Here is a 21,687-nt window from a genome sequence, read left to right as displayed (position 1 = left end):
CCACGAAGGCGCTGCGCGACACCCGCTGTTGCCAGGATGACGGCATGACCGTCGCGCCGCACGCCGCGGACTTCCTGCTGGGCGACGCGGCACAGCGGCACGCCGGATCCGCACGCCTGGCGGCGCTGGGACCGGTGCACCGGGTGACGCTGCCGTCCGGCGGTCCGGCGTGGCTGGTGGTCGGGTACGACGAGGTGCGCCGGTGCCTGGCCGACACCCGCCTGGAGGGCCGCACCGGCGCGGTAGCCGACCGGCGCGGTCTTTCCGAGCGGCTCCGCCTCGGCATGAACAATCACATGCTGAACCGGGAACCGCCGGACCACACCCGCCTGCGCAGGCTGATCTCCGCGGCGTTCACCCGGCGCCGGATGGAGGACATGCGGCCACGCATCGAGCGGATCGCCGAGGATCTGCTGGACGCGATGGCCGGCGCGGACGAGGTCGACCTCGTCGCGGCGTACGCGTTGCCGCTGCCCATCCGGGTGCTCGGCGGGCTGCTCGGCATCCCCGAGTCGGACGACGCCGCCTTCCACCGCTGGACGACCACACTGACGGCGAGCGCGCTGAGCCTCGCCGAGCTGGAGGCGGCCGCCGGGGAGATGCTGGACTACGCCCAGGGCCTGCTGCGCGACAAACGCCGCGCGCCGGGTGACGACCTCCTCTCCGCCCTGGCATCGGTGCGGGACGGCGGTGACCGGCTCACCGAGGACGAGCTCACCTCCATGGTGTTCCTTCTGCTGATCGCCGGACACGAAACCACCGTCAACCTGATCGGCAACGCGATGCTGGCGTTGCTGACCGACCGCCCGCAGCTCGAGCGGCTGCGCGCCGATCCGGACCTGGTGCCGGACGCCGTGGAAGAGGTTCTCCGGTACGAGAGCCCCGTGCAGGTGGCCGCCCGGCGGGCGCGGCAGCCGCTGGCCGTCGGCGGGGCCACCATTCCGGCCGGCGCGGTGGTGCTGGTCTCGCTGCTGGCGGCCAATCGCGATCCGCAGCGGTTCGCCGAGCCGGCCACGCTGCGCGTCGACCGGCCGCAGAACGCGCACGTGGCGTTCGGGCACGGACTGCACCACTGCATCGGCGCGCCGCTGGCCCGGCTGGACGCGACGATCGCCATCCGCGCGCTGGTGCGCCGCTATCCGCACCTGCGGCTGGCCAACCCGGCCGAATCGCTGGCCTGGCGGGCGAGCGTCGTCATGCACGGCCTGAACGCGCTGCCCGTGCGACTGCGCTGATCTCCCCGTCGCCCCAACCGATCTGGAAAGGAGGAGGCGTGACCGCGAACACCCAGGGTCTGGAGCCGGCCGAGGCCGGCCCGACCGTGGCCGACCTGATCCGGGCGCAGGCCCGGCGGCATCCCGAAGCGATCGCCGTGTCGGACGGCGACGTCGAGCTCACCTACGGCGAGCTGGCACGCCGCGCGGCCGGTGTGCGGGCGGCGGTACGGGCGTACGGTGCCGGGCCGGGACGACCGGTGGCAGTGCTCGCGTCCCCCGGCGCGGACCTGGTCGTCGCGCTCGTCGGCGCGCTCGGTTCGGGGGCGCCGATGGTGTGCCTCGCCGGCACCGGGACCGCGCACGCCGCGCTCGCCGATCTGGGGCCGGCGTGCGTAATCACCGACTCGGACCCGGGCGATCCGGTACGCCGGGCGGTCGACGCGACCGGCGTGCCCGTGCTGGACCTCGCCGGCATCCCCGGCGCCACCGACACCACGGTGTCCGCCGTCGCTCCGGACGCGACCGCCTACGTGGCGTACACGTCCGGCACCACCGGTCGACCCAAGGGCATCCGGCAGACCCACGCCGCGCTGGCCCAGTTCACCGGATGGTTCGCCGCCGAGTTCGGCATCGGTGCCGGCACCCGGCTGGCGCAGTGGGCGGCACCCGGCTACGACGCCTGCCTCGTCGAGGTGTTCGCGGCCCTGCGCGGGGGCGCCACGCTGTGCCCGGTGCCGTGGCGAATACGCGCGGACCCGGATCGCCTGGTGCCGTGGCTGTCACGTGAGCGCGTGACAGTGCTCCAGACCGTGCCGAGCTTCGCCCGTGAGCTGGAGCCGCTGCTCGCCGGCGATCCGGCGTCGACCCGGCTGGCCGCCCTGCTGCTCGCCGGCGAGGCGCTGCCTGGCCCGCTCGCCCGCCAGCTCCGGGCGCGGCTGCCACGGACCAGGCTGGTCAACCTGTACGGACCGACCGAGACCATCCTCGCCACCTGGCACGAGGTGTCCGTCGCGGACACCGGGCCCGGCACCGTCGCGATCGGCCGACCCATCCCCGGACGCGACCTGCTCGTGCTCGACGACCGCGACGGCCCCTGCCCGCCGGGCGAGATCGGTCACCTGGTGATCCGCAGCCGGTACGTCACCACCGGGTACGTGGGGGCGGCGGCCGCGGACAACGGGGTGTTCCACCCGCCGCCCGGCGTCGACGGCGTCACCCCGCACTACCGGACCGGTGACCTCGGCCGGTGGCGCCCGGACGGTGTGCTGGAGTTTCACGGCCGCCGGGATTTGCAGATCAAGATGTACGGCGTCCGCATCGAGCTCGCCGACGTCGAGGCCGCCCTGTCCGCTGACGAAGCCGTGGCCGCCTGCGCCGTGGTGCCCGTGACCGGCTACGACGGTCTGGTCGTCCGCCTCGACGCCTACGTCGTACCCGGCCCAGGCGGGACCCCGGACCACTGGCGCTCGGCACTGCGCCGCCGGTTCGGCGATCCCGTCCTGCCGGTCACCTTCACCACCGTGGATTCCCTGCCGCGCAACACCGGCGGCAAGGTCGACCGGCGCGCCCTGGCCGGCCTCCGTACCGGAAGAACGAAACACCGCGATCCGATGGAGTGTGCACTGTGACCCTTGTCGAGACCCAGACGACCGTCGACTTCGACGGCGAGACCGTCGGCGTGCCCGATGTGTGGAAGGTCGCGGTGGACCGCGTCCGCTGCGGCGTGAACCGGGACGCGCTGGGCCGTGCGGCCAGCAGCCGGGCCATGTTCGAGGACACCGTACGACGCGGTGAGCCGGTGTACGGCGTCACCACCGGTTACGGCGAGATGGTCTACATGCTCGTCGACACCTCGAAGGAGGTCGAGCTCCAGACCAACCTCGTGCGCAGTCACAGCGCCGGCGTGGGGCCGGACTTCGCCGAGGACGAGGCCCGGGCGATCGTGGCGGCCCGGCTCAACGCCCTCGCCAAGGGATATTCCGCTGTCCGCCCCGAGGTGCTGGAGCGGTTGGCGCTGTATCTGAACGAGGGCCTGACGCCGGCCATCCCGCAGATCGGCTCGCTGGGAGCGAGCGGTGACCTGGCTCCGCTGGCACACATCGCCTCCACCCTCATCGGCGAGGGTTATCTGCTGCGTGGTGGTAGCCGCGTGCCGACCGGCCCGGTGTTGCGCAAGCTCGGCATCGAGCCGCTGGAGCTCCGCTTCAAGGAGGGCCTCTCACTGATCAACGGCACCTCGGGCATGACCGGCCTGGGCTGCCTGGTGGCCAAGCGCGCGCTCGACCAGGTTCGCCAGGCGGAGGTCGTCACCGCGCTGGTGTTGGAGACCATGCGTGCGTCGACCAGTCCGTTCCTCGCCGAGGGCCACGACATCGCGCGCCCGCACCGCGGTCAGATCGACACCGCGGCGAACATGCGGGCCCTGATGCGGGGCAGCGGGTTGGCGCTGGAGCACGAGGACCTGCGCCGGCAGCTGCAGGCGACCGAGCGGGCCGCGAACGGCGTCTCCCGTACGGAGATCTACATGCAGAAGGCGTACACGCTGCGGGCCATCCCGCAGGTGGTGGGCGCCGTCCGGGACACCGTGTACCACGCCATGGAGAAGCTGGAGACCGAGGTCAACTCGGCCAACGACAACCCCCTGTTCTTCGTCGGCAAGGAGGTCTTCCACGGCGCCAACTTCCACGGCCAGCCGATCGCCTTCGTGATGGACTTCCTGACCATCGCGCTCACCCAGCTCGGGGTGTTCTCCGAGCGGCGCACCAACCGACTGCTGAACCGGCATCTCAGCGACGGGCTGCCGGAGTTCCTCGTGGCCGGCGATCCCGGCCTGAACAGCGGCTTCGCCGGCGCGCAGTACCCGGCCACCGCGCTGGTCGCGGAGAACCGCACCATCGGTCCGGCCAGCACCCAGAGCGTGCCGTCCAACGGCGACAACCAGGACGTGGTCAGCATGGGCCTGATCGCCGCCCGCAACGCCCGGCGGGTGCTGGAGAACAACGACCGCATCCTCGCCGTGGAGTTCCTGGCCGCGGCGCAGGCGGTGGACCTGCGGGGTGGGCCCGACGGGCTGAGCCCGGCCGCCCGGGCCACCTATGACACCGTCCGCGGCCTCGTGTCCACGCTGAACGAGGACCGGTACATGTCCGACGACATCGAGCGGACCGCCGAGGCGCTGTCGCGCGGGGTGTTCCTGACGGAGCTGGAGCGCGCCGATGTCGTGCTGCGCTGACGGGGCTACGGGCAGGGCGGCCGCCGCCACCACCACGCCGGCCCCGGCCGACCGGGCGCAGTGGCTGGCTGCCCGCAAGGCGCTGCTGGAGCGGGAGAAGGAACTGACCCGGGCCCGCGACGCGGTGACCCGGGAGCGGCAGGCGCTGCCCCTGCTGACCGTCGACACGGACTACACCTTCATCGCCCCGGGCGGGCGCCGGCTGAGCCTGCTCGACCTGTTCGAGGGCCGGCGCCAGCTCATCACGTACCACTTCATGGGTTCGTTGGAAGGGTACGGCTGGTGTCCGATCTGCTCGTTCTGGGTGGACAACATCGGTCACCTGGCACACCTGCACGCCCGGGACACCACGCTGGTGGTGGTGTCACCGGAGCCGCCAGCGGAGACGGAGCAGTTCGTCAAGCGGATGGGCTGGACCGTGCCGTTCGTCTCCTGCCACGGCACCACGTTCTACGAGGACTTCCACGTGCGCCTCGACGACGACGACCCGGAGCCGGAGATGCCCGGCGTCAGCACGTTCCTGCGCGAGGGCGACGTGGTGCGCTACGCCTACTCCACCTACCGGCGCGGTAGCGACCTGCTCAACAACACCTACAACTACCTCGACCTCACCCCGCTGGGTCGCCAGGAAGATCACCTGGAGGACAAGATGGACTGGGTCCGCCACCACGACGACTACGAGAGGTGGTGAGCGGATCATGATCAACGTGTTTCAGCCGTCCCTCGGCGAGGCGGAGCTGAACGCCATCGCAGAGGTGTTCGGCAGCAACTGGGTCGGCAAGGGACCGCGCACCGCTGCGTTCGAGGCGGCCTTCGCCGGCCACCTCGGTGTGGACACCGACAGGGTCACGGCGGTGAACTCGTGCACCGAGGCGACGTTCATCGCGATGCAGCTCGCCGGTGTGGGGCCCGGCACCGAGGTGGTGCTGCCGACAGTGAGCTTCGTCGGTGCGGGCAACGCCATTGCGGCGCACGGTGGCCGTCCGGTCTTCTGCGACGTGGACCCGCACACCCTCAACCCCACCGTCGACGACGTGGCGGCGGCACTCACTCCGTGCACCCGCGCAGTGCTGGCGCTGCACTACGGTGGCCGGCCCGGTGACATCGCGGGCATCGCCGAGCTGTGCCGGGAACGCGGAATCCTCCTCATCGAGGACGCCGCCTGCGCGGTGGACTCCAGCGTGGACGGCGTGCCCTGCGGCACGCTCGGCGACATCGGCGTGTGGAGCTTCGACGCACAGAAGATCGTCGTGGCCGGCGACGGCGGCATGCTCACCGCCCGCGATCCCGAGCTGGTGGCGCGGGCCGCCAAGCTCGCGTACTTCGGTCTGGAGCAGTTCAGCGGCTTCTCCCAGGCCCGGCGCTCGGCGCACCGATGGTGGGACTTCGACATCTCGTCGTTCTCCAGGCGTTCGATCATGAACGACATGCAGGCCGCCGTCGGCCTTGTGCAACTGGGCCGACTGCCGGACTTCGCCGACCGGCGGCGAACTGTCGAGGCTCGCTACGACAGCGGCCTCGCCGACGTGCCCGGTCTGACCCTGCCCCCGCCGCTGCCCCCCGGCCAGCGCAGCTCGTACTACCTGTACTGGGTGCAGATGGACGAGGGAATCCGCGACGACGTGGCCAGCGATCTGTACGCCCAGGGCATCTACACGACGTTCCGCTACCCCATCCTGCACCGGGTGGCCGCGTACGGGTCGACAGCGCGGCTGCCCCGGGCCGAGCGGGCCGCCGAACGCACCCTGTGCCTGCCGATGCACCAGGCGCTCAGCGACGACGACGTGGACGCGGTCGTCGCGGCGCTGCGCGCATCCCTCGCCCGTCGGCTCGGCCGGCACACCGTCGCGGCGGGAGACACCCGGTGACCGGCCAACCCACTGTGACCTCGGCGGCTTACGACGCCGACGTGGCCGAGATCTACGACCTGCTGTACGCGGGACGGGGCAAGGACTTCGCCGCCGAGGCGGACGCCGTGGCGCGCGTGGTCCGCGAGCGCCGGCCGCAGGCCCGGTCCGTGCTGGACGTGGCCTGCGGGACCGGCGAGCACCTGCGGCGGCTGGCGACGACCTTCCTGGAGGTCGCCGGACTCGAACTGTCCCCGGCGATGTGCACTGTGGCGCAGGCCAAGCTGCCGTCCGGCGCCGTCCACGTCGGCGACATGCGGTCGTTCGCGCTGGGCCGCGAATTCGATGCCGTGTGCATCCTGACCGGCACCATCGGCTACGCCCACGACGTCGACGAGCTCTGCGCGACGGTCCGGACGATGGCCGCGCACCTCGTTCCCGGTGGCGTACTGGTGATCGACCCATGGTGGTCCCCGGACACCTTCCTCGACGGGCACGTCGCCCACGACGTGGTCCACGACGACACCCGTACCGTCGTGCGGGTCTCGCACTCGGCGCGGCAGGGGCAGGCGGCCCGGCACGAGGCGCACTACGTCGTCGCCGACGACGGCGGTATCCGGCACTTCTCCCACGTGCAGATGCTGACCCTGTTCACCCGGGAGGACTATCTCGAGGCCCTGCGGTCGGCGGGCTGTACCGCCGAGCATCTCACCGATGCCGGCGGCCTGCCCGGCCGTGGCCTGTTCGCCGGGGTCCGCCGATGACCTACACCGCGGAGTTCGCCGAGATCTACGAATTCATCTACCGCAGCCGGGGCAAGGACTGGGCCGCCGAGGCGGAGACCCTGACCCGGTTGATCCGCGACCGGCGTCCGGAGGCCGCCAGCCTGCTCGACGTGGCCTGCGGGACGGGCGCACACCTGGCCACCTTCGCCGGCACCTTCGACGAGGTGGCCGGCGTGGAGCTGTCCGAGCCGATGCGTGCGACGGCCCGGACGCGCCTACCCGGGGTGCCCGTGCACGACGGCGACATGCGCGACTTTCGCCTGGGCCGCCGCTTCGACGCGGTCACCTGCATGTTCAACGCCATCGGCTACCTGGGCTCGGTGGCCGAGTTGCGCCAGGCCGTGTGGTCCATGGCGCAGCACCTGGAGCCGGGCGGCGTGCTGGTGGTGGAACCGTGGTGGTTTCCCGAGCGGTTCCTCGACGGTCATCTGGCCGTCGACTCCGACACCGACGGGACGCGGGCGGTGGCCCGGATGTCGCACACCACCCGCACCGGGCGGATGTCGCACCTGGAGGTGCGCTTCCTGGTGGGGGACGCGGGCGGTATCCGGGAGTTCACCCAGACGTCGCACCTCATGCTGTTCAGCCGCGACGAGTACCTGGGTGCGTTCGCGGACGCCGGCTGCCCGGCCGAGTTCCTGGATGACGGGCTTACCGGGCGCGGCCTGTTCGTCGGGCAGCGCGGCTGAGACGAAGGAGAGCGACGATGCGCTACACCCGACTCGGCCGTACCGCCCTGGAGGTCAGCCCGCTGTGCCTGGGCACGCTCAATCTCGGTGTGCGCACCACGCGCGAAGAGGCGTTCCGCCTCATGGACGAGGCGCTGGACCACGGCATCAACTTCTTCGACACGGCTAACCACTACGGCTGGCAGGTGCATCGAGGGCTGACCGAGGAACTCATCGGCGCATGGTTCGACCAGGGCGACCGCCGGCGGGAGAAGGTGGTGCTGGGGACCAAGGTGTTCAACCCGATGAGCGACTGGCCCAACGACCGAGGGTTGTCCGCCCGGCACATCGTCGCCTCCTGCGAGGACTCCCTGCGGCGGCTGCGCACCGACTGGATCGACCTGTACCACATGCACCACTTCGATCCACACGCCGGCTGGGACGAGATCTGGCAGGCGATGGAGATGCTGACCGGCCAGGGCAAGATCCGGTACGTCGGCTCCTCGAACTTCGCCGGGTGGCACATCGCCGCGGCGCGGGAGACGGCGACCCGACGCGGTCACCTCGGGCTCGTCGTCGAGCAGTGTGCCTACAACCTGGTGGCCCGGCAGGCCGAGACGGAGGTGATCCCAGCGGCCCAGGCGTACGGCGTCGGGGTGTTCGCCTGGTCCCCGCTGCACGGCGGGCTGCTCGGCGGCGCGCTCCGGAAGCTGGCCGACGGCACCGCGGTGAAGACGGCGCAGGGGCGCGCGATGCGGGCCCTGGAGGACCGGTACGAGGCCGTCGCCGACTACGAGAAGTACTGTGCCGGTCTCGGGCTGGACCCGGCCGAGGTGGCGCTCGCCTGGGTACTGGGCCGTCCCGGACTGACCGGCGCGGTGATCGGTCCACGCACCCTGGCGCACCTGCACGGTGCCCTCGCCGCCCTCGACAGCCCGCTCGACCCCGCGGTGATCCGGCGCCTGGACGAGCTGTTCCCTCCGGTCGCCGGCGCCAGCCCGCCGGCGGGCTGGTGAATCACCTCGAACCCGAAGGAGAGACCCGCCATGCGTGTCCTGTTCGTCGCTCCCCCGGACCTGAAGTCACACCTCTACATCATGACGCCGCTGGCCTGGGCGCTGCGCACCGCCGGTCATGACGTGCGCGTCGCCTGCCAGCCGGGCTCGACCGAGGCGCTGGCGCAGGCGGGGCTCACCGCCGTCCTGGCCGGTGAGCCCATGGCCGAGACGCTGGCCGAGGTCGACGAGATGTCCGAGCCGCCGAAGCGCCAGGCCGCGCCGGCCACGCTGCCGGTGCAGACCGACTACGCCCGGGACGATCCGTACGCCGAGCTTGAGTACCTCACCACCAACCTCCTCCCGTTCCTGCACACCGACGAGATGCTCACCGACCTGATCGGTTTCGCCCGCGCCTGGCGGCCGGACCTGGTGCTCTGGGACGCGATGACCTACGCCGGACCGGTGGTGGCCCGGGCCTGCGGCGCGGCGCACGCGCGCATCCTGTTCGGCACGGACGCCTTCGTGCAGCTCTGGGAGGCGGTCCGGGCGGCCGGCGGGTCCCGCCCGGACCCGATGCGCGCCTGGCTGGAGCCGCTGCTGCGCACGCACGGCGGCGGCGCGTTCGCCGACGACGTCGTGCACGGCCAGTGGACGATCGACACCATGCCGCCGTGGACCTGGCGCCCCAGCTCACCGCACTACATCCGGATGCGTCACCTCGCCTTCAACGGCCCGTCGGTGGTGCCGCGGTGGCTCTACGAGCCGCCGGTCCGGCCGCGGGTCTGCGTCACGCTGGGCATGACCCACCGCGAGGCGGACGTCGCCGAGGCCTCCGCCGTGGACCTGCTCGAGGCGGTGGGCGACCTCGACATCGAGGTGGTCGCCACGATGAGCGCGGAGCAGCTCGCCTCGGTGCCGCGGATACCGGACAACGTGCGGGTGGTCGACTTCGTGCCGATGAACGTCCTGCTGCCGACGTGCAGCGCCATCGTGCACCACGGCGGATCCTCGACGATGGCCTCAGCCTTCGAGCACGCCGTACCGCAGCTCATCGTGCCGAGCGCGTACTGGAGCGAGAAGTGGTTCGGCCCGGTGGCGCAGGCGAACGGGCTGCAGGAGCGTGGCGCCGGGGTGTGGCTGGCCTACGACTCCGACTACCTCACTCCCGCGGGGCTCCGCGAGGACCTGATGCGGGTGCTCAAGGACCCGTCGTTCAAGGAGAACGCGGTCCGCCTGCGTACCGAGATGATGGGTCTGCCCACGCCCAACGAGGTGGTGCCCGCCGTGGAGAAGTTGACGGCGGCCTACCGGCGGGCGGGCTGAGGCAGGGCTGTGCGCCTCCGCGCGGACGGGGGCGGGCCGGCGGAGGCGCACAGCCTGTTCGGGGGTTAACGCAGCGGTTCCAGCAGCACCACCGGGATCTCCCGGGATGCCTTCTTCTGGTAGCGGCGGTAGGTGGAGAAGATCCCCGCCATCTTCTCCCACAGCGCGGGCCGCTCGGCCTCAGCGGCGACCGACGCCTTGGCCTGGAAGGTCTCGCCGTACACCTGCACTGACACCTCCGGTTCGGCGCAGAGGTTCAGGTACCAGGCGGGATTCGCCTCCTGCCCGCCCGCCGAGGCCACCACCACGTACCGGTCGCCGTCCCGCCCGTAGATCAGTGCGGTGCGGCGCAGCTTGCCCGTCCGGCGGCCCCGCGTCGTCAGGAGCAGGGTGGGCAGCTTGCCCTGGAAGTCGTGTCCCTTGGCGCCGTCGCTCTCCACGTAGGAGCGCACGTGGTCGGCCACCCACTTGGTGGGACTGTCGTGGATCTCTTCGTCAGCCATGTGTCATCCCTGTTCTCCGTCGAGCAGTCGACGATAGCGTTCGACCAGCGCCGGAGGTGCCGGATCGGGGCCGGGTGGCACGACCTCGCGGCCGGCCAGGTGATCTTCGAGCAGGTCGAGGCCGGCGTGCCAGCCGGCCGCGCTGTAGGCGATGTGGCCCGGGTCGGCCACCGTGGTCAGCAACGTGAGGTCGGTCCCGTCCCCCGCGGCGGACAGGTCCCAGCGCAGGGTGTCCGGACCCCAGGTGTACGCGAAGAGGTGGGGTGGGTCGACGGCGAGGACCTGGCCCAGGTCCGTGTCGCCACCGGGCCAGGTGAACGTCATCGCGGCGCCAGCCTCCGGCACCAGCTCGACGGTCATCGGCGTCCACCAGGCGTTGACCTGATCCGGTTCGACGAGGCACCGCCACACCGCGGCGACCGGTGCCGGATAGCGGCGCCGCAGCCGCACGCTGGGCCGCGCGCTGTCCCGGCACAGCGTCACCTGGGTGCCATCCACGTCGAGTGACATGGTTACTCCTTCCGCGATGCCCGGCGGGCCAGGCCCGCCGGGCATCGGCGTCAGCGTTGAGGCGGAACGGTCTGCGGGGCGTCGTCGGTGCGGCCGGCCTCGACGCCGGCGGCGTCCGCGGCCGTAGCCTGCTCGGCAAGCGGCGGTATGTCGGTCGGCGGCGTCATCTCGCTCAGCTCGGTGTGCCGCAGTGCGAAGTACGCGAAGATGGCCAGGCCGATCATCAGCGCCGCGCTGACCCAGGCGACGTTGTTCAGACCGACGGTGAACGCGGCCCGCGCCGGCGCCAGCAGGTCGGGGAACTGCGCGGACAGCACGCTGGCGGGGGCGATGCCCTCGCGGGCGGCCTCCACCACGTCCGGCGGCACCGTGTCGGGCACCGTGTCCGCCAACTCGCTGCGGTAGGTCGCCATGCCGATGCTGCCGAGCGTGGCGATGCCGATCGAGATGCCGAACTCGTTGCTGGTCTGCTGCAACGACGACGCGGAGCCGATCCTGTCCGGCGGCGCGGCGCCCATCACCAGCATGGTGCCCAGCGACGAGGGCAGGCCCATACCGAACAGCAGCACCGCGAAGCCCGCGACGAGCAGCCCGAGACCGTCCACGCTCTCCACCTGGGCCAGGATCAGATAGCCCACCACCCCGATGCCGAGCCCGAGCGCGATCACCCTGCCCGCCTTCAGTTTGGCGGTGAGGCCCGGCGCCAGGAACAACGCGATGATCATGGCCAGGGACGGCGGCAGCAGCCACAGGCCCGCCCGCAGCGGTGACAGCCCCTCGATCACCTGGAGGAACTGGGTCACCAGCAGAGACGCGCCGCCGTTGAGCGCGCTGACCAGCAGGCCGAGGATGAGCGCGGCGCGCAGCGTGGCTATGCCGAACAGGCGCAGGTCGAGCAGCGGGTCGGTGAGGCTCCGCTGCCGCCGCACGAAGAGCACGCCGACCAGAACGCCGAACACCATGGCGAGCAGCGCCGGTGCCGTGAAGCCGTCCTGGGCGAGCTTCTTCAGCCCGTACACCAGCGAGATCATCGCGACCAGGGACATGGCGACACTGAGCAGGTCGAGCTTGCCCGCGCCCGGGTTGCGGCGCTCCGGCAACAGCACCGGCGCCACCACCAGGACGAGGACCATGATCGGGACCGCGAGCAGGAACGCCGAGCCCCACCAGAAGTACTCGAGCATGATGCCGCCGACCAGGGGCCCGAGCATCAGACCGCCCATGAAGCAGCTCATCCACGACGCGATCGCCATGCCGCGCTGCGCCGGGTCCCGGAACATGTGTGTGATCAGGGCCAGGGCGGCGGGCATTCCTGCCGCGCCGGCCACGCCGAGCAGGGCGCGGGCGCCGATGAGCATCTCCGGCGTCGTGGCGTACGCCGCCAGCAGCGACGCCGCGGCGAACGCGGCGGAGCTGATCAACAGCATCCTGCGGTTGCCGAAACGGTCACCGAGCGTGCCCATGGTGACCAGCAGGCCGGAGGTGAGGAACCCGAAGATGTCCACGATCCACAACTGCTGGGTCGTGGTGGCGCCGAGGTCGGCGCTGAGATGCGGTAGTGCGAGATACAGGACCGTGAGGTCCACCGAGGCCAGCAGGGTGGGCAGGCAGAGCACAGCCAACCCGATCCATTCCCGGCGGCCCGCCCGCGGCACGGCCGCAGTGGTGCCTTCGGTTGTCATCGAATTCCTTCCTGAAGTTTCCCGAGTCGGGTGTCGGTCGGCGCCACGCGTCCGCGCCGCAACGTGTCGGCCCACCAGACGAGCTGTTCGAGCATGCGACCAGCCGCGACCGTCAGACCGGGATCGACCGGCCGGCCGGCGAGATCGAAGGCGGACCGGTGGTGAGGGATGGTCACCGGGTCGCGCACCGTCATCGCGTCCAGGTCGGTGAACACCTGGCGCAGATGGTCCACCGCCCGCAGCCCCGCTGCCGGACCGCCGTAGCAGACAAAGCCAACGGGCTTGCGCCGCCATTCGTCGCGGAACCAGTCGATGGCCGTCTTCAACGACCCGGGGAAGCTGCCGTTGTACTCCGGTGTGACGACGACGAACGCGTCCGCGGCGGCCAGCCATGGTGCGAGGTCGCGAACGGCGGGCGGAGCCGGGTCGCCGGCGACCTCGGGCAGGCGGGCCTCGGCGAGGTCGATCACGTCCGCCTCGATGCGCCCACCACGGTTGGTCTCGTCGCACAGCCAGCGTGCCGGGACCGGACCGAACCGGCCTCGGCGGATGCTGGCAATGACGATCACCAACCGCAGATGGTTCTCGCTCATCCTGGCGTCACCTCTCCCCGGCTCGCCGGCTTCCCCGCAACAGTGGTCAGCCTTCCGTGCCGGGGTTCCGGTTCGGTTCCGGCCGGACGTGCGCCGACCGGAACCCCCGGGTCACCGCTGGGCGGCGATCTTCTCGAGAACCGGCACGATCTCGCTCGGTGCCGGCTCGGCGAGCATCTCGCCCCGGATCCGGTCGGCGGCCGCCCGGAACTCCGGCTCGTGCACCAGCCGCAGGACGTTGTCGCGGATCGCCTCGGGCGTCGCCCGGTCGAGCGTCAGATCCAGGCCGGCGCCCTGCTCGCGCAACATGTCGGCGCGCACGACGGCGTCCCACAGGTCGGGGACGAGAGTCAACTGCGGCACGCCGTACGCCATCGCTGTCGACACCACGCCGGCGCTGCCGATGTGCACGACGGCCGCGCAGCTGGGCAGCAGCGCGTGCATCGGCACGAAGTTCACCACCCGGACGTTGGGCGGCACGTCGGCCAGTTCGCTCTCGTCGACGGCCAGCGTCGCGACCACCTCGACGTCGGCGTCGGCGAAGAGCTTGAGCGTCGAGACCGGGATCGGGTCGTAGCCCAGCATGTAACGCATCGAGATGCCGGCGGTCACGCAGACCCTCGGGCGCTCCGGGCGCTCGCGCAGCCAGCCGGGGACCCGGGCCGGACCGTTGTACGGCACATACCGGAACGGCACGATTCGCAGCCCGACGTCCAGCCGCATGCTCTCCGGCGCCTGGTCCAGGGTGTACTGCCCGGTCAGCACGTCGGCGTCGTAGGTGACTCCGAACCGCTCCAGGTGCGCGGCGGCCCAGTCCTGCATCGGGTCGCGCCGCTGATCCTCGGGCTGCTCGGCGAGCAACGCCTGGAACCGGTTGTAGATGCGGGTCTGCGCGTCGGCTCCCCAGAGCAGACGGGCGTGCGCGGCGCCGGTGACCCGGGCCGCGATGGCGCCGGCGAGGGTGAAGTTCTCCCAGATGATCAGGTCCGGCTGCCACTCCCGCGCGTACGCCACGAGGGCGTCGACCATCGGGTCGTTGAACACCTTGGCCGAGGTCTCCACGGCCTCGTCGAAGAACGCCAGCAGGGCCGGATAGTCCATGTCGGCGCCGCCGGTCCGCAGCGCCGTGGTGATCCGCTCGCCCCAGGTCGGGTCGTCGGCCTTGGCCGCGATGACCGACATGAAGTCGTGGTCCTCCCCGACCTGCACGGCGGTCAGGCCGGACTGCACTACCGCGTCCATGAGGGCCGGTTGGGTGGCGACCCGGACCTCGTGGCCGGCGGTGCGCAGGGCCCAGGCCAGCGGGACCATGTTGTAGTAATGGGTGGTTTCCGCATAGGTGGCGAACAGAACGCGCATCGGTGCCCTTTCGGTCGGGTCGTCGTGTGCCCGCCTACCGTCCACCAGCCGCCCTGGCCGGGGCATCTCGCAGATTGCGCACCTCGATCGCCCGGCAGCGGGCGTAGTCCGGCAGCAACCCCGCCTCCCTTGCCTGCTCCAGGGTCGGCGCGGCGCGGTCGCGCTCGGACAGATCGTGCCCGGCGGGGTTTCCCACCGGCAGACCCAGCCGTGGATCGAGGACGGAGACGGCGCGCTCGTCAGAAGGCTCGTACTCCCGCGAGAGCAGGTACTGCATGACGGCGTCGTCGGTCAGCGCGACGAAGGCGTGGCCGACACCGACCGGCAGGTACAGCGCGTCCATCCGGTCGCCGGTGAGCCGCACCGCGTCCCACTGGCCGTACGTGGGCGACCCCACCCGGATGTCCACCACGATGTCGAGCAGGGCGCCGTGCACGCAGTAGACGTACTTCTCGGCGCCGGGGGGTGCGGCTGTGTAGTGCACCCCCCGAACCACCCCCCGCCGGGAACGGCTGTAGCTGGCCTGCGCGAGTGGGAACAGCGGACGGCCGGTGGTCTCGGCGAACAGGCCAGCCTGCAACGGGGTGCCGAAGAAGCCCCGGTCGTCGGGGAACACCGGCGCGGTGAAGTGCAGGGCCCCGGTCACGGCGAGCGGGCTCACTGTCACGGTGACCCCGTCAGAACCAGTAGCTGATGTACGGGCTGCGCTCCGGCACCGCCATGGCGTCCCACAGTCGCACCTTGCGCGCGTCCGGGGCGCTGATCCGGCCGGCCCTGGTGAGCGCGGCCGCCGGGGTGCCACCGAGCAGGATGACGGCCAGCGCGCCGACGCCCATCTCCAGGTCGGCCGCGCCGGTGACCGGCTCGCACGTGGCGTGCCCGTCGGTCACCTCCAGCCGGAACGTGCCGGCCGCCAGGCCCTCCGGGTCGTGCACGGTGAGCGTGAGGACGCCGTCGCAGGCCCAGCCCCGGGTGCGCAGGAGCCGTGGCACATCCAGCGGACGGATCCAGAGGGCGTCCTGGCGGCGGACACGCATCCGTCGCGCGTCGTCGACCCACCAGCGCAGCGGGCTGTCCACCGGCATCCGCCACACGTCGATCTCGCGGACCAGGTCGACGGAGAACAGGTGCCGCCAGAGCGCGCCCTCCGCCTCCTGGTCGGCCGCTAGGAAGTCGATGACGTGCAGCTTGCTCTGCGGCGCGGACTCCGCCGTCCAGTCCGGCATGATCCGGTATGTCACCAGCCCACGGTCGTCGATAGCGGCGCAGTGCCGGGGCCCGTACCCCGGGGCGCCCAGGGCGAGAGCCTCCTCCAGCGCGCCGGACGCGGGGTCGCCGGCAAGCCGGTCCCAGTAGCACGAGGGGGTGAGCACCTCACCGGGCGTCTGCGCCGCCTGCTGGGAGTACAGCTTGTACCCGAGGTCCCGGGCCTGCGTACCGTCGATCCGACGCGGACGCAGGTCGCGGCCCGGCACGTCGTCGCGCAGGCCGACCGCCCGGACATCGAACTCGACCGCGTCGGACCAGGTCGCGGGGCCGGAACCGAACCGGCCGTAGATCGGCCACTCGGACGCGCCCCCGACGACGATCGCCTTGCCCTCGTCGACGGCCCGCCGGTTCAGGTGCGCGACAGTGGCGCGCAGCAACCCGCGCCGGGCCACCACCGGGTGCGCGGAACCACCGGTGCACGCGGCGGCCGGCACCGTGTTTCCGCCGGGGAGTACAAGGTCACGGTCGAGCGCGGTGTTGGTGGCGACGTACCGTTCGTCGTCGGCGACCGCCACGGCCCGATCCGGCGGGTGTGTGCGCCGGTAGAAGTCGAGGATCTCGGGATCGGCGCTGACCGGGTTGCCGAAGGCACCGAGCCAGCAGTCCAGCCATTCCCCGTACCGGTCGTCAGGGAGGTCGGTGACCAGCTGGTAGCCGGGAGGCAGCGTGCTCACGAGTGCGCCCCTTCGTGGGTACGGGCGCCGGCCAGCGGCGCGTCCGGGTCGGCCAGGACCCTGCCGAACAGGTCGCGGAACTCGGCCAGCATGCGGTCCACTGTGGTCTGCTCGAACCGGTCCGTGCTCGAGCTGACGGCGCAGAAGATCTCACCGTCCGGGTCGATGTCGATGGTCCACAGGATCGCGTCGTCGGGGATGCCCGGGCCCTGCGCCTGGGACAACCGCCGACGCACCGGCGCGTACTCGACCGCACCGGCGGACCGGGTCTTCGACGCCGCGGGGTTCTGGAACACCGCGAAGCCCGGCACGACCATGCCGCCCTGTTCCAACCCCGCGATGACGTCCGGGGCCCGCTGCGCCAGCCCGACGAACGGCACCTCGTGCGGGAATGCCTCCAGGCAGGTGGCGCGCACCCGGGCGAGGACGTCGCGGTAGGTGACGCAGCCCGAGATGTCGGTTCGCAGCGGTGACATGTTGACGAAGTAGCCGACCGTGGCCTCGGCCCACTCGTGCCGGCGGCCGGGTCCGGGGGTGAGGGTCCACACCACCCCGTCCGAGACACCGGTCATCCGCTGGAGATGGATGAGCTGCGCCGCGAAGATCACCATGAACGGTGAGCTTCCCGTCGCACGGCCCAGACGCAGGGCGGCCGAGCCGAGCCGGGCGTCGATCTGGAAACGGTCGACGCGGGTGACGCCCGGATGGTCGGGGTTCGCCGGCCGGTCCGCGGCGATGACGACGGGGCGCGCTCCGGCCAGCCGCTCACGCCAGTACTCGAAGGACGGGTCGGACCCGCCAGCGGCGGCATCTCCCTCGGTGCGTCGCACGTAGTCGCGATACCGCGGCGGGTCCGGCAGGTCGGGCTTGCCGCCGGCCAGGCGGGCGGCGTAACACGCGGCCAGGTCGTCCATGACGATGCCCAGTGACCACACATCGATCAGCGGCAGGTACGCGACAAGCACCAGCACCGCGTCCCGGTCGTCGAAACGGCCCAGGTACGCCCAGAGCAGGGGAAGCTCGTCCGCGTCGAAGTGACCGGACTCGGCCTCGTCGAGGAACCGCTCGGCCCGTACGCCCCGGCCGTCCGGGTCGTCGCCCAGGTCATGCACCTGGAGCCGGGCCGGGCACGGGTCCCGCACCTCCTGTTCCCAGCCGTCGGCGCCCCTGATCACCATGGTCCGCAGTGGTTCGTGCCGGGCGATGACGTCGTCCAGAGCCCCGCGGAGCAGGTCGGCGTCGACCGGCCCGGTGAGCCGCCAGCCACCGCTGGAGATGGGGCGCGGGCCGAACCCCGCCGTGGAGCCGTCCTCCTGATGCTGCCCGCGCAGGAACTCCTGCTCGATGGAGAACGGGAAGCGGTTCTCTGCGTACACCATTCCACCGTGCCTTTCCACGTGGTCGAGCCCGCTCGGGTCAGCGCCGTTCCGCACGCGCGAGAACCGCCCGGGCGAAGGCGGCGCGTGTCGGATCCTTGAACAATTCCTCGACGGGAACGTCGATGCCGGTCCGGTCACTTATCCGCGCGACGATGCGAAAAGCCGCTATCGATTGCCCGTTCAATTCGAAGAATGTCGCGTCGGGCGGGCCGGCTGCGGTGTCGAGCACGTCCTCCCAGATCGCTGTGACGTGCTTTTCGAGATCGGCGCGCGATTGTTCTGACATCCGGATCCCCTCGGCCGGGAATTCACTGTCTCGCGAGCTGAAGCATCACACGGGTACGACCCGATGTTCATCTCCTGCGTTGCGCAGGCTCGTCAGCGCCGGGCCATCGACCGGTCGTCGCGCAGCAGGTCGTCGAGCGGCGCGCCGGCCCCTGCGGCGCGCTCCGCGACCAGTTGGGCCGGCCCCAGGTCGGCAGCCAGGAGCCCGGCGACGCGTCGCGAGTCGTGCCGGTCCGCGTCCGGTGACGGCAGTCCCGCCGCGTCGCGGGCGGCGTCCGCCGCGCCCAGCAGTCGGGCCGCCCGCACCGGGTCACCGGCCAGCCGGTACGCCCCGGCGAGCCCTTCCAGGGCGAGCGCCACCGCTCGCGGGTCACCGCTGGCCTGAGCTGCGGCAAAGCCCTCCCGGTGCCGGTGCAGCGCGTCGTCGGCCGCACCGCGCTGCTCGGCGACGAAGCCGAGCTCCGCGCCGACCGCTGCCACGCCGGCATGCCAGCCGGCCTGCCTGTTCCACTCCAGCCACGGGTGCAGCAGTCGCTCGGCGGCGTCCCATCTGCCCTGCCGGCGTGCCGTGATCGCCAACCCCAGGTCGGCGAACTGCTCCAGGGCCAGATTGGACTGTTCCTTGGCCATGTGCCGGGCCTGGGCGTGCATGTCGCCAGCGGCGGCGTGGTCGCCGGCGTCCAGCGCGATCCGTCCCAGTTCGTTCAGCTGGTACGACACCTCCGGCCACAGGCCCAGCTCGCGGGCGATGCGGAGGGCATCGCGGTGCAGCCGCGCGGCGCGGCCGCTGTCCCCGGTCATCCGGGCCAGCGCGGCCAACGGGTTGGTGGCCTGCAACACTCCCCAGTGGTCGCCGAGATCGCGGAACTCCTCCAGACTCCGCTCCGCGTCGCGGCGCAGCGCGGCGACGTCTCCGCGCAGCAGCGCCGTCCAGGCCAGGCTGCTCAGCGCGGCCGCCGCCCCCCAGCGGTCGCCGAGGCTACGGAAGTCCGACAGCACTCCGTCCAACCGGCCGTCGCCGGGCCGGGCGGTGACATCCTCGGGCAGCGCCGAGGCGAGCAACCAGCGGGCCCGCGCCACGGCGTGCGGGTCGGCACCGGCCTCACCCTCGGCCTCCGCCTGGCACAGCAGGTCGTGTGGGTCATCGCCGCCGAGCGCTGCCATGCCCGCCTCCCAGAGCAGCGCCAGGGCGCGCCGGCCGGCCGGTACCTCGCCCGGCACCGCGGCCGCCGCCGCCAGCGCACGGCGGCCCTCGCCCAAGTGGCCGCGCAGTACCCAGTACCAGGCGCAGGCGCAGGCCAGCCGGAGGGCGAGCACCGCGTCGCCACGCTCGATCGCCGCGGCCAGGGCCGCCCGCAGGTTCGCCTGTTCGGCGTCCAACCGGCGCAGCCACCGGCGCTGGACGGGACCGCGCAGATTCTGGTCCGCCTCCTCGGCGAGGGCGGCCTGGCAGGCGCCGTGCCGCAGTCGCACCGTCTCGTCCTCGCCGGACTCGCGCAGCCGCTCGGCGCAGTACGCCCCCACCGACTCCAGCATCCTGTACCGCACCCCGTCGGCGTTCTCCACCAGCGTGACCAGCGAGCAGTCCACCAGTCGCCCGAGCAGGTACGCCACGTCGGCACGGGACACTCCCCCGGCGGCGGGCGGATCGGCGCACACCTCCTCGGCGGATGACAGCGCGCAGCCGTCGGTGAACACCGACAGCCGTCGCAGCACGGCCCGCTCGTCCGCGCCGATCAGGTCCCAGCTCCAGTCGATCATGGTGCGCAGGGTGGCGTGGTGGGCCGGGCCGCCGCGCCGGTGGGCAGCCAGCAGTCGGAACCGGTCGTCGAGGCGGGCGGCCAGTTCGGTGATCCCCATCGTGCGCACCCGGGTGGCGGCCAGTTCCAGGGCCAGCGGTATGCCGTCGAGCCGCCGGCAGACGGTGGCCACCGCCGCCGCGTTCTCGTCGTCCGGGGCGAAGCCGGGCTCGGAGGCGGCCGCCCGCGCCAGGAAGAGCTCCCCGGCGCTGGACCGACGCAGTTGCGCGACCGTCGTCGTACCCGCCTCCGGCGGCGCCAGGGGCGGCACCGGCACCAGAACCTCGCCGGGCACACCGAGCGACTCCCGGCTGGTGGCAAGAATGCGCAGGTCAGGGCAGGCATCCAGCAGTTCGCGGCCGAGCTCGGCGACATCTTCGACGACGTGCTCGCAGTTGTCCAGCACCAGCAGCAGACGCCGACCCCGCAGCGCCGCCACCAGTCGGTCGACACCGCCGGCGGCGCCCGAGCGGCCATCGTCCCGGAGCCCGAGCGTGCCGGCGACGGCGTCGATCACGGCGGACGCCGCCCGTCCGCCGCCGGCCGGGCGCGGCACGGTGCTGAACTCGACCATCCACGCGCCGGCCGGCACACCGGGTGCGATCCGCGCGGCGACGGCCACCGCGAGCCGGGTCTTGCCGACGCCGCCCGGACCGGTCAGGGTGACCAGGCGGCCGGCGTCCAGCAGTCGAGCCGCGTCGGCGACCGCGGCGTCCCGGCCGATCAGCCCGGTCAGCGGGGCCGGCAGGTTCCCGCGTTCGGGTTCGATCGGCGCCGGCGTCGTGGCCGGGCCGGTGAGCGCCGGGTCCTGGCGGAGCAGGGCGCGGTGCAGGGCGACCAGTTCGGGCCCCGGGTCGAGCCCCATCTCGTCGCGCATGCGGTCGCCGAAGACCCGGAACTCGTCGAGCGCCTCGGCCTGCCGGCCGCACTGGTACAGCGCCCGCATCCGCGCCGCGCGGAAACGCTCGCGCAACGGATGGCGTTCCACCAGGTCGCCGAGATCGGCCAGCACGTCGGCGTGTCGACCCAGGTCGAGCGCTGTCTCGGCCCACTCCTCCTGAGCGATCAGCCGGGCCTCCGACCAGCGCGTGACAGCCGGGCGGACGAACGCCTCGTCCGGGAAATCGGCGAGCGCGGGGCCGCGCCACAGCGCCAGGGCATCGGTCAGCAGCGCCATCCTGTCCCGGGGGTGGACGGCGCGGCGGGCGCGGCCCACCATCTCGGTGAACAGGCCGACGTCCACCGCGTCGTCGCCGGCCGTAAGGGCATACCCGGCCGGGGAATGCGTGACCAGATCGCGCGCCCCCGGCTCGGCGTCGTCCAGGGCGCGCCTGAGCTGCGACATCTTGCTGCGGAGCACGCTGGCCGGGTTGGCGGGCAGTCGGTCGCCCCAGAGGTCGTCGATGAGCCGGTGCGCCGCCACCGGCCGACCGTCGTGGACCAACAGGTCGGCCAGCAGCGCGCGGACCTTGAGCTCCGGGATGCGCACCGGCTTGCCGTCGGCGGTCCAGACCTCGAGCGGACCGAGCATCCCGAAGCGCATGCGGCACAGGGTAACCCACCC

19 protein-coding genes are annotated in these 21,687 nt (G+C 72.2%); 9 read left to right on the top strand and 10 right to left on the bottom strand.

Annotation, left to right across the window (positions count from 1 at the left end; genetic code table 11):
- Positions 1 to 44 precede the first annotated feature (44 nt).
- From ACLQ3F_RS08110 to ACLQ3F_RS08070, 9 genes are read left to right on the top strand one after another with little or no spacing between them, the layout of a single operon-like run.
- Positions 45 to 1,235: a cytochrome P450 family protein gene (locus ACLQ3F_RS08110; protein ID WP_425847513.1), complete on the top strand. Its 1,191-nt coding sequence runs from the start codon at positions 45 to 47 to the stop codon at positions 1,233 to 1,235.
- Between the two features lie 38 nt (positions 1,236 to 1,273).
- Complete coding sequence (locus ACLQ3F_RS08105) at positions 1,274 to 2,845, top strand: AMP-binding protein (protein ID WP_425847512.1); 1,572 nt, start codon at positions 1,274 to 1,276, stop codon at positions 2,843 to 2,845.
- The gene (cmdF, locus tag ACLQ3F_RS08100; protein WP_357204136.1) at positions 2,842 to 4,449 is read left to right on the top strand and encodes a tyrosine 2,3-aminomutase; all 1,608 of its coding nucleotides are present in this window, start codon (positions 2,842 to 2,844) and stop codon (positions 4,447 to 4,449) included. Before ACLQ3F_RS08105 ends, cmdF begins: the two co-directional genes overlap by 4 nt.
- Positions 4,433 to 5,140 carry a DUF899 domain-containing protein gene (locus ACLQ3F_RS08095; protein ID WP_425847510.1) on the top strand — a complete coding sequence of 236 codons (708 nt, stop codon included), beginning with the start codon at positions 4,433 to 4,435 and terminating at the stop codon, positions 5,138 to 5,140. The genes cmdF and ACLQ3F_RS08095 overlap by 17 nt, the downstream gene beginning before the upstream one ends.
- A 7-nt stretch (positions 5,141 to 5,147) precedes the next feature.
- Positions 5,148 to 6,317 (top strand): DegT/DnrJ/EryC1/StrS family aminotransferase, encoded by a 1,170-nt coding sequence (locus tag ACLQ3F_RS08090; RefSeq protein WP_425847508.1) that lies wholly within the window; start codon positions 5,148 to 5,150, stop codon positions 6,315 to 6,317.
- A complete protein-coding gene (locus tag ACLQ3F_RS08085) occupies positions 6,314 to 7,060 on the top strand; it encodes a class I SAM-dependent methyltransferase (RefSeq protein ID WP_425847507.1) in 747 nt (248 codons plus the stop codon). The genes ACLQ3F_RS08090 and ACLQ3F_RS08085 overlap by 4 nt, the downstream gene beginning before the upstream one ends.
- The gene (locus tag ACLQ3F_RS08080; protein WP_355008712.1) at positions 7,057 to 7,770 is read left to right on the top strand and encodes a class I SAM-dependent methyltransferase; all 714 of its coding nucleotides are present in this window, start codon (positions 7,057 to 7,059) and stop codon (positions 7,768 to 7,770) included. The genes ACLQ3F_RS08085 and ACLQ3F_RS08080 overlap by 4 nt, the downstream gene beginning before the upstream one ends.
- Before the next feature lie 17 nt (positions 7,771 to 7,787).
- Complete coding sequence (locus ACLQ3F_RS08075) at positions 7,788 to 8,765, top strand: aldo/keto reductase (protein WP_357222111.1); 978 nt, start codon at positions 7,788 to 7,790, stop codon at positions 8,763 to 8,765.
- Between the two features lie 30 nt (positions 8,766 to 8,795).
- Entirely contained in the window at positions 8,796 to 10,070 is a 1,275-nt protein-coding gene (locus ACLQ3F_RS08070) for an activator-dependent family glycosyltransferase (protein ID WP_425847505.1), read from the top strand.
- 65 nt (positions 10,071 to 10,135) lie between these two features.
- On the opposite strand, the gene ACLQ3F_RS08065 is transcribed toward ACLQ3F_RS08070, so the two are convergent.
- The 10 genes from ACLQ3F_RS08065 to ACLQ3F_RS08020 form a co-directional block, all read right to left on the bottom strand.
- Positions 10,136 to 10,573 (bottom strand): nitroreductase family deazaflavin-dependent oxidoreductase, encoded by a 438-nt coding sequence (locus ACLQ3F_RS08065; protein WP_357204150.1) that lies wholly within the window; start codon positions 10,571 to 10,573, stop codon positions 10,136 to 10,138.
- Between the two features lie 3 nt (positions 10,574 to 10,576).
- Complete coding sequence (locus ACLQ3F_RS08060; RefSeq protein WP_425847503.1) at positions 10,577 to 11,083, bottom strand: SRPBCC domain-containing protein; 507 nt, start codon at positions 11,081 to 11,083, stop codon at positions 10,577 to 10,579.
- A 50-nt stretch (positions 11,084 to 11,133) separates the two neighbouring features.
- Positions 11,134 to 12,765 carry an MFS transporter gene (locus ACLQ3F_RS08055; protein WP_355008707.1) on the bottom strand — a complete coding sequence of 544 codons (1,632 nt, stop codon included), beginning with the start codon at positions 12,763 to 12,765 and terminating at the stop codon, positions 11,134 to 11,136.
- Positions 12,762 to 13,358 carry an NADPH-dependent FMN reductase gene (locus tag ACLQ3F_RS08050; RefSeq protein ID WP_355008706.1) on the bottom strand — a complete coding sequence of 199 codons (597 nt, stop codon included), beginning with the start codon at positions 13,356 to 13,358 and terminating at the stop codon, positions 12,762 to 12,764. Before ACLQ3F_RS08050 ends, ACLQ3F_RS08055 begins: the two co-directional genes overlap by 4 nt.
- A gap of 111 nt (positions 13,359 to 13,469) precedes the next feature.
- Complete coding sequence (locus ACLQ3F_RS08045) at positions 13,470 to 14,717, bottom strand: activator-dependent family glycosyltransferase (RefSeq protein WP_425847501.1); 1,248 nt, start codon at positions 14,715 to 14,717, stop codon at positions 13,470 to 13,472.
- 34 nt (positions 14,718 to 14,751) lie between these two features.
- Positions 14,752 to 15,384 (bottom strand): dTDP-4-dehydrorhamnose 3,5-epimerase family protein, encoded by a 633-nt coding sequence (locus tag ACLQ3F_RS08040; RefSeq protein WP_425847499.1) that lies wholly within the window; start codon positions 15,382 to 15,384, stop codon positions 14,752 to 14,754.
- A 10-nt stretch (positions 15,385 to 15,394) separates the two neighbouring features.
- Positions 15,395 to 16,660, bottom strand: a complete 1,266-nt coding sequence (locus ACLQ3F_RS08035) for a GNAT family N-acetyltransferase (protein WP_425847497.1) — start codon at positions 16,658 to 16,660, stop codon at positions 15,395 to 15,397.
- Positions 16,657 to 18,039, bottom strand: coding sequence for a condensation domain-containing protein (locus ACLQ3F_RS08030; RefSeq protein ID WP_425847496.1), 1,383 nt, complete (start codon positions 18,037 to 18,039; stop codon positions 16,657 to 16,659). The genes ACLQ3F_RS08035 and ACLQ3F_RS08030 overlap by 4 nt, the downstream gene beginning before the upstream one ends.
- A gap of 37 nt (positions 18,040 to 18,076) precedes the next feature.
- Complete coding sequence (locus tag ACLQ3F_RS08025) at positions 18,077 to 18,325, bottom strand: phosphopantetheine-binding protein (protein ID WP_357222127.1); 249 nt, start codon at positions 18,323 to 18,325, stop codon at positions 18,077 to 18,079.
- Between the two features lie 92 nt (positions 18,326 to 18,417).
- A complete protein-coding gene (locus tag ACLQ3F_RS08020) occupies positions 18,418 to 21,666 on the bottom strand; it encodes a BTAD domain-containing putative transcriptional regulator (RefSeq protein WP_425847494.1) in 3,249 nt (1,082 codons plus the stop codon).
- Between the last annotated feature and the right edge of the window lie 21 nt (positions 21,667 to 21,687).

It is taken from the genome of Micromonospora sp. DT15, assembly GCF_049841475.1.
GTDB lineage: Bacteria > Actinomycetota > Actinomycetes > Mycobacteriales > Micromonosporaceae > Micromonospora.
Note: the sequence above shows the minus strand (reverse complement) of the source record. Positions and strands in the feature narration are given on the sequence as shown.

Bases quoted from the DNA above. Each gene is read 5' to 3' on its own strand.
- ACLQ3F_RS08090 (WP_425847508.1), top strand. From the start codon at position 5,148: ATGATCAACGTGTTTCAGCCGTCCCTCGGCGAGGCGGAGCTGAACGCC.
- ACLQ3F_RS08055 (WP_355008707.1), bottom strand. From the start codon at position 12,765: ATGACAACCGAAGGCACCACTGCGGCCGTGCCGCGGGCGGGCCGCCGG.
- ACLQ3F_RS08060 (WP_425847503.1), bottom strand. From the start codon at position 11,083: ATGTCACTCGACGTGGATGGCACCCAGGTGACGCTGTGCCGGGACAGC.
- ACLQ3F_RS08050 (WP_355008706.1), bottom strand. From the start codon at position 13,358: ATGAGCGAGAACCATCTGCGGTTGGTGATCGTCATTGCCAGCATCCGC.
- ACLQ3F_RS08080 (WP_355008712.1), top strand. From the start codon at position 7,057: ATGACCTACACCGCGGAGTTCGCCGAGATCTACGAATTCATCTACCGC.
- ACLQ3F_RS08070 (WP_425847505.1), top strand. From the start codon at position 8,796: ATGCGTGTCCTGTTCGTCGCTCCCCCGGACCTGAAGTCACACCTCTAC.
- ACLQ3F_RS08075 (WP_357222111.1), top strand. From the start codon at position 7,788: ATGCGCTACACCCGACTCGGCCGTACCGCCCTGGAGGTCAGCCCGCTG.
- ACLQ3F_RS08025 (WP_357222127.1), bottom strand. From the start codon at position 18,325: ATGTCAGAACAATCGCGCGCCGATCTCGAAAAGCACGTCACAGCGATC.
- ACLQ3F_RS08095 (WP_425847510.1), top strand. From the start codon at position 4,433: ATGTCGTGCTGCGCTGACGGGGCTACGGGCAGGGCGGCCGCCGCCACC.
- ACLQ3F_RS08020 (WP_425847494.1), bottom strand. From the start codon at position 21,666: ATGCGCTTCGGGATGCTCGGTCCGCTCGAGGTCTGGACCGCCGACGGC.
- ACLQ3F_RS08065 (WP_357204150.1), bottom strand. From the start codon at position 10,573: ATGGCTGACGAAGAGATCCACGACAGTCCCACCAAGTGGGTGGCCGAC.
- ACLQ3F_RS08045 (WP_425847501.1), bottom strand. From the start codon at position 14,717: ATGCGCGTTCTGTTCGCCACCTATGCGGAAACCACCCATTACTACAAC.
- ACLQ3F_RS08030 (WP_425847496.1), bottom strand. From the start codon at position 18,039: ATGGTGTACGCAGAGAACCGCTTCCCGTTCTCCATCGAGCAGGAGTTC.
- ACLQ3F_RS08110 (WP_425847513.1), top strand. From the start codon at position 45: ATGACCGTCGCGCCGCACGCCGCGGACTTCCTGCTGGGCGACGCGGCA.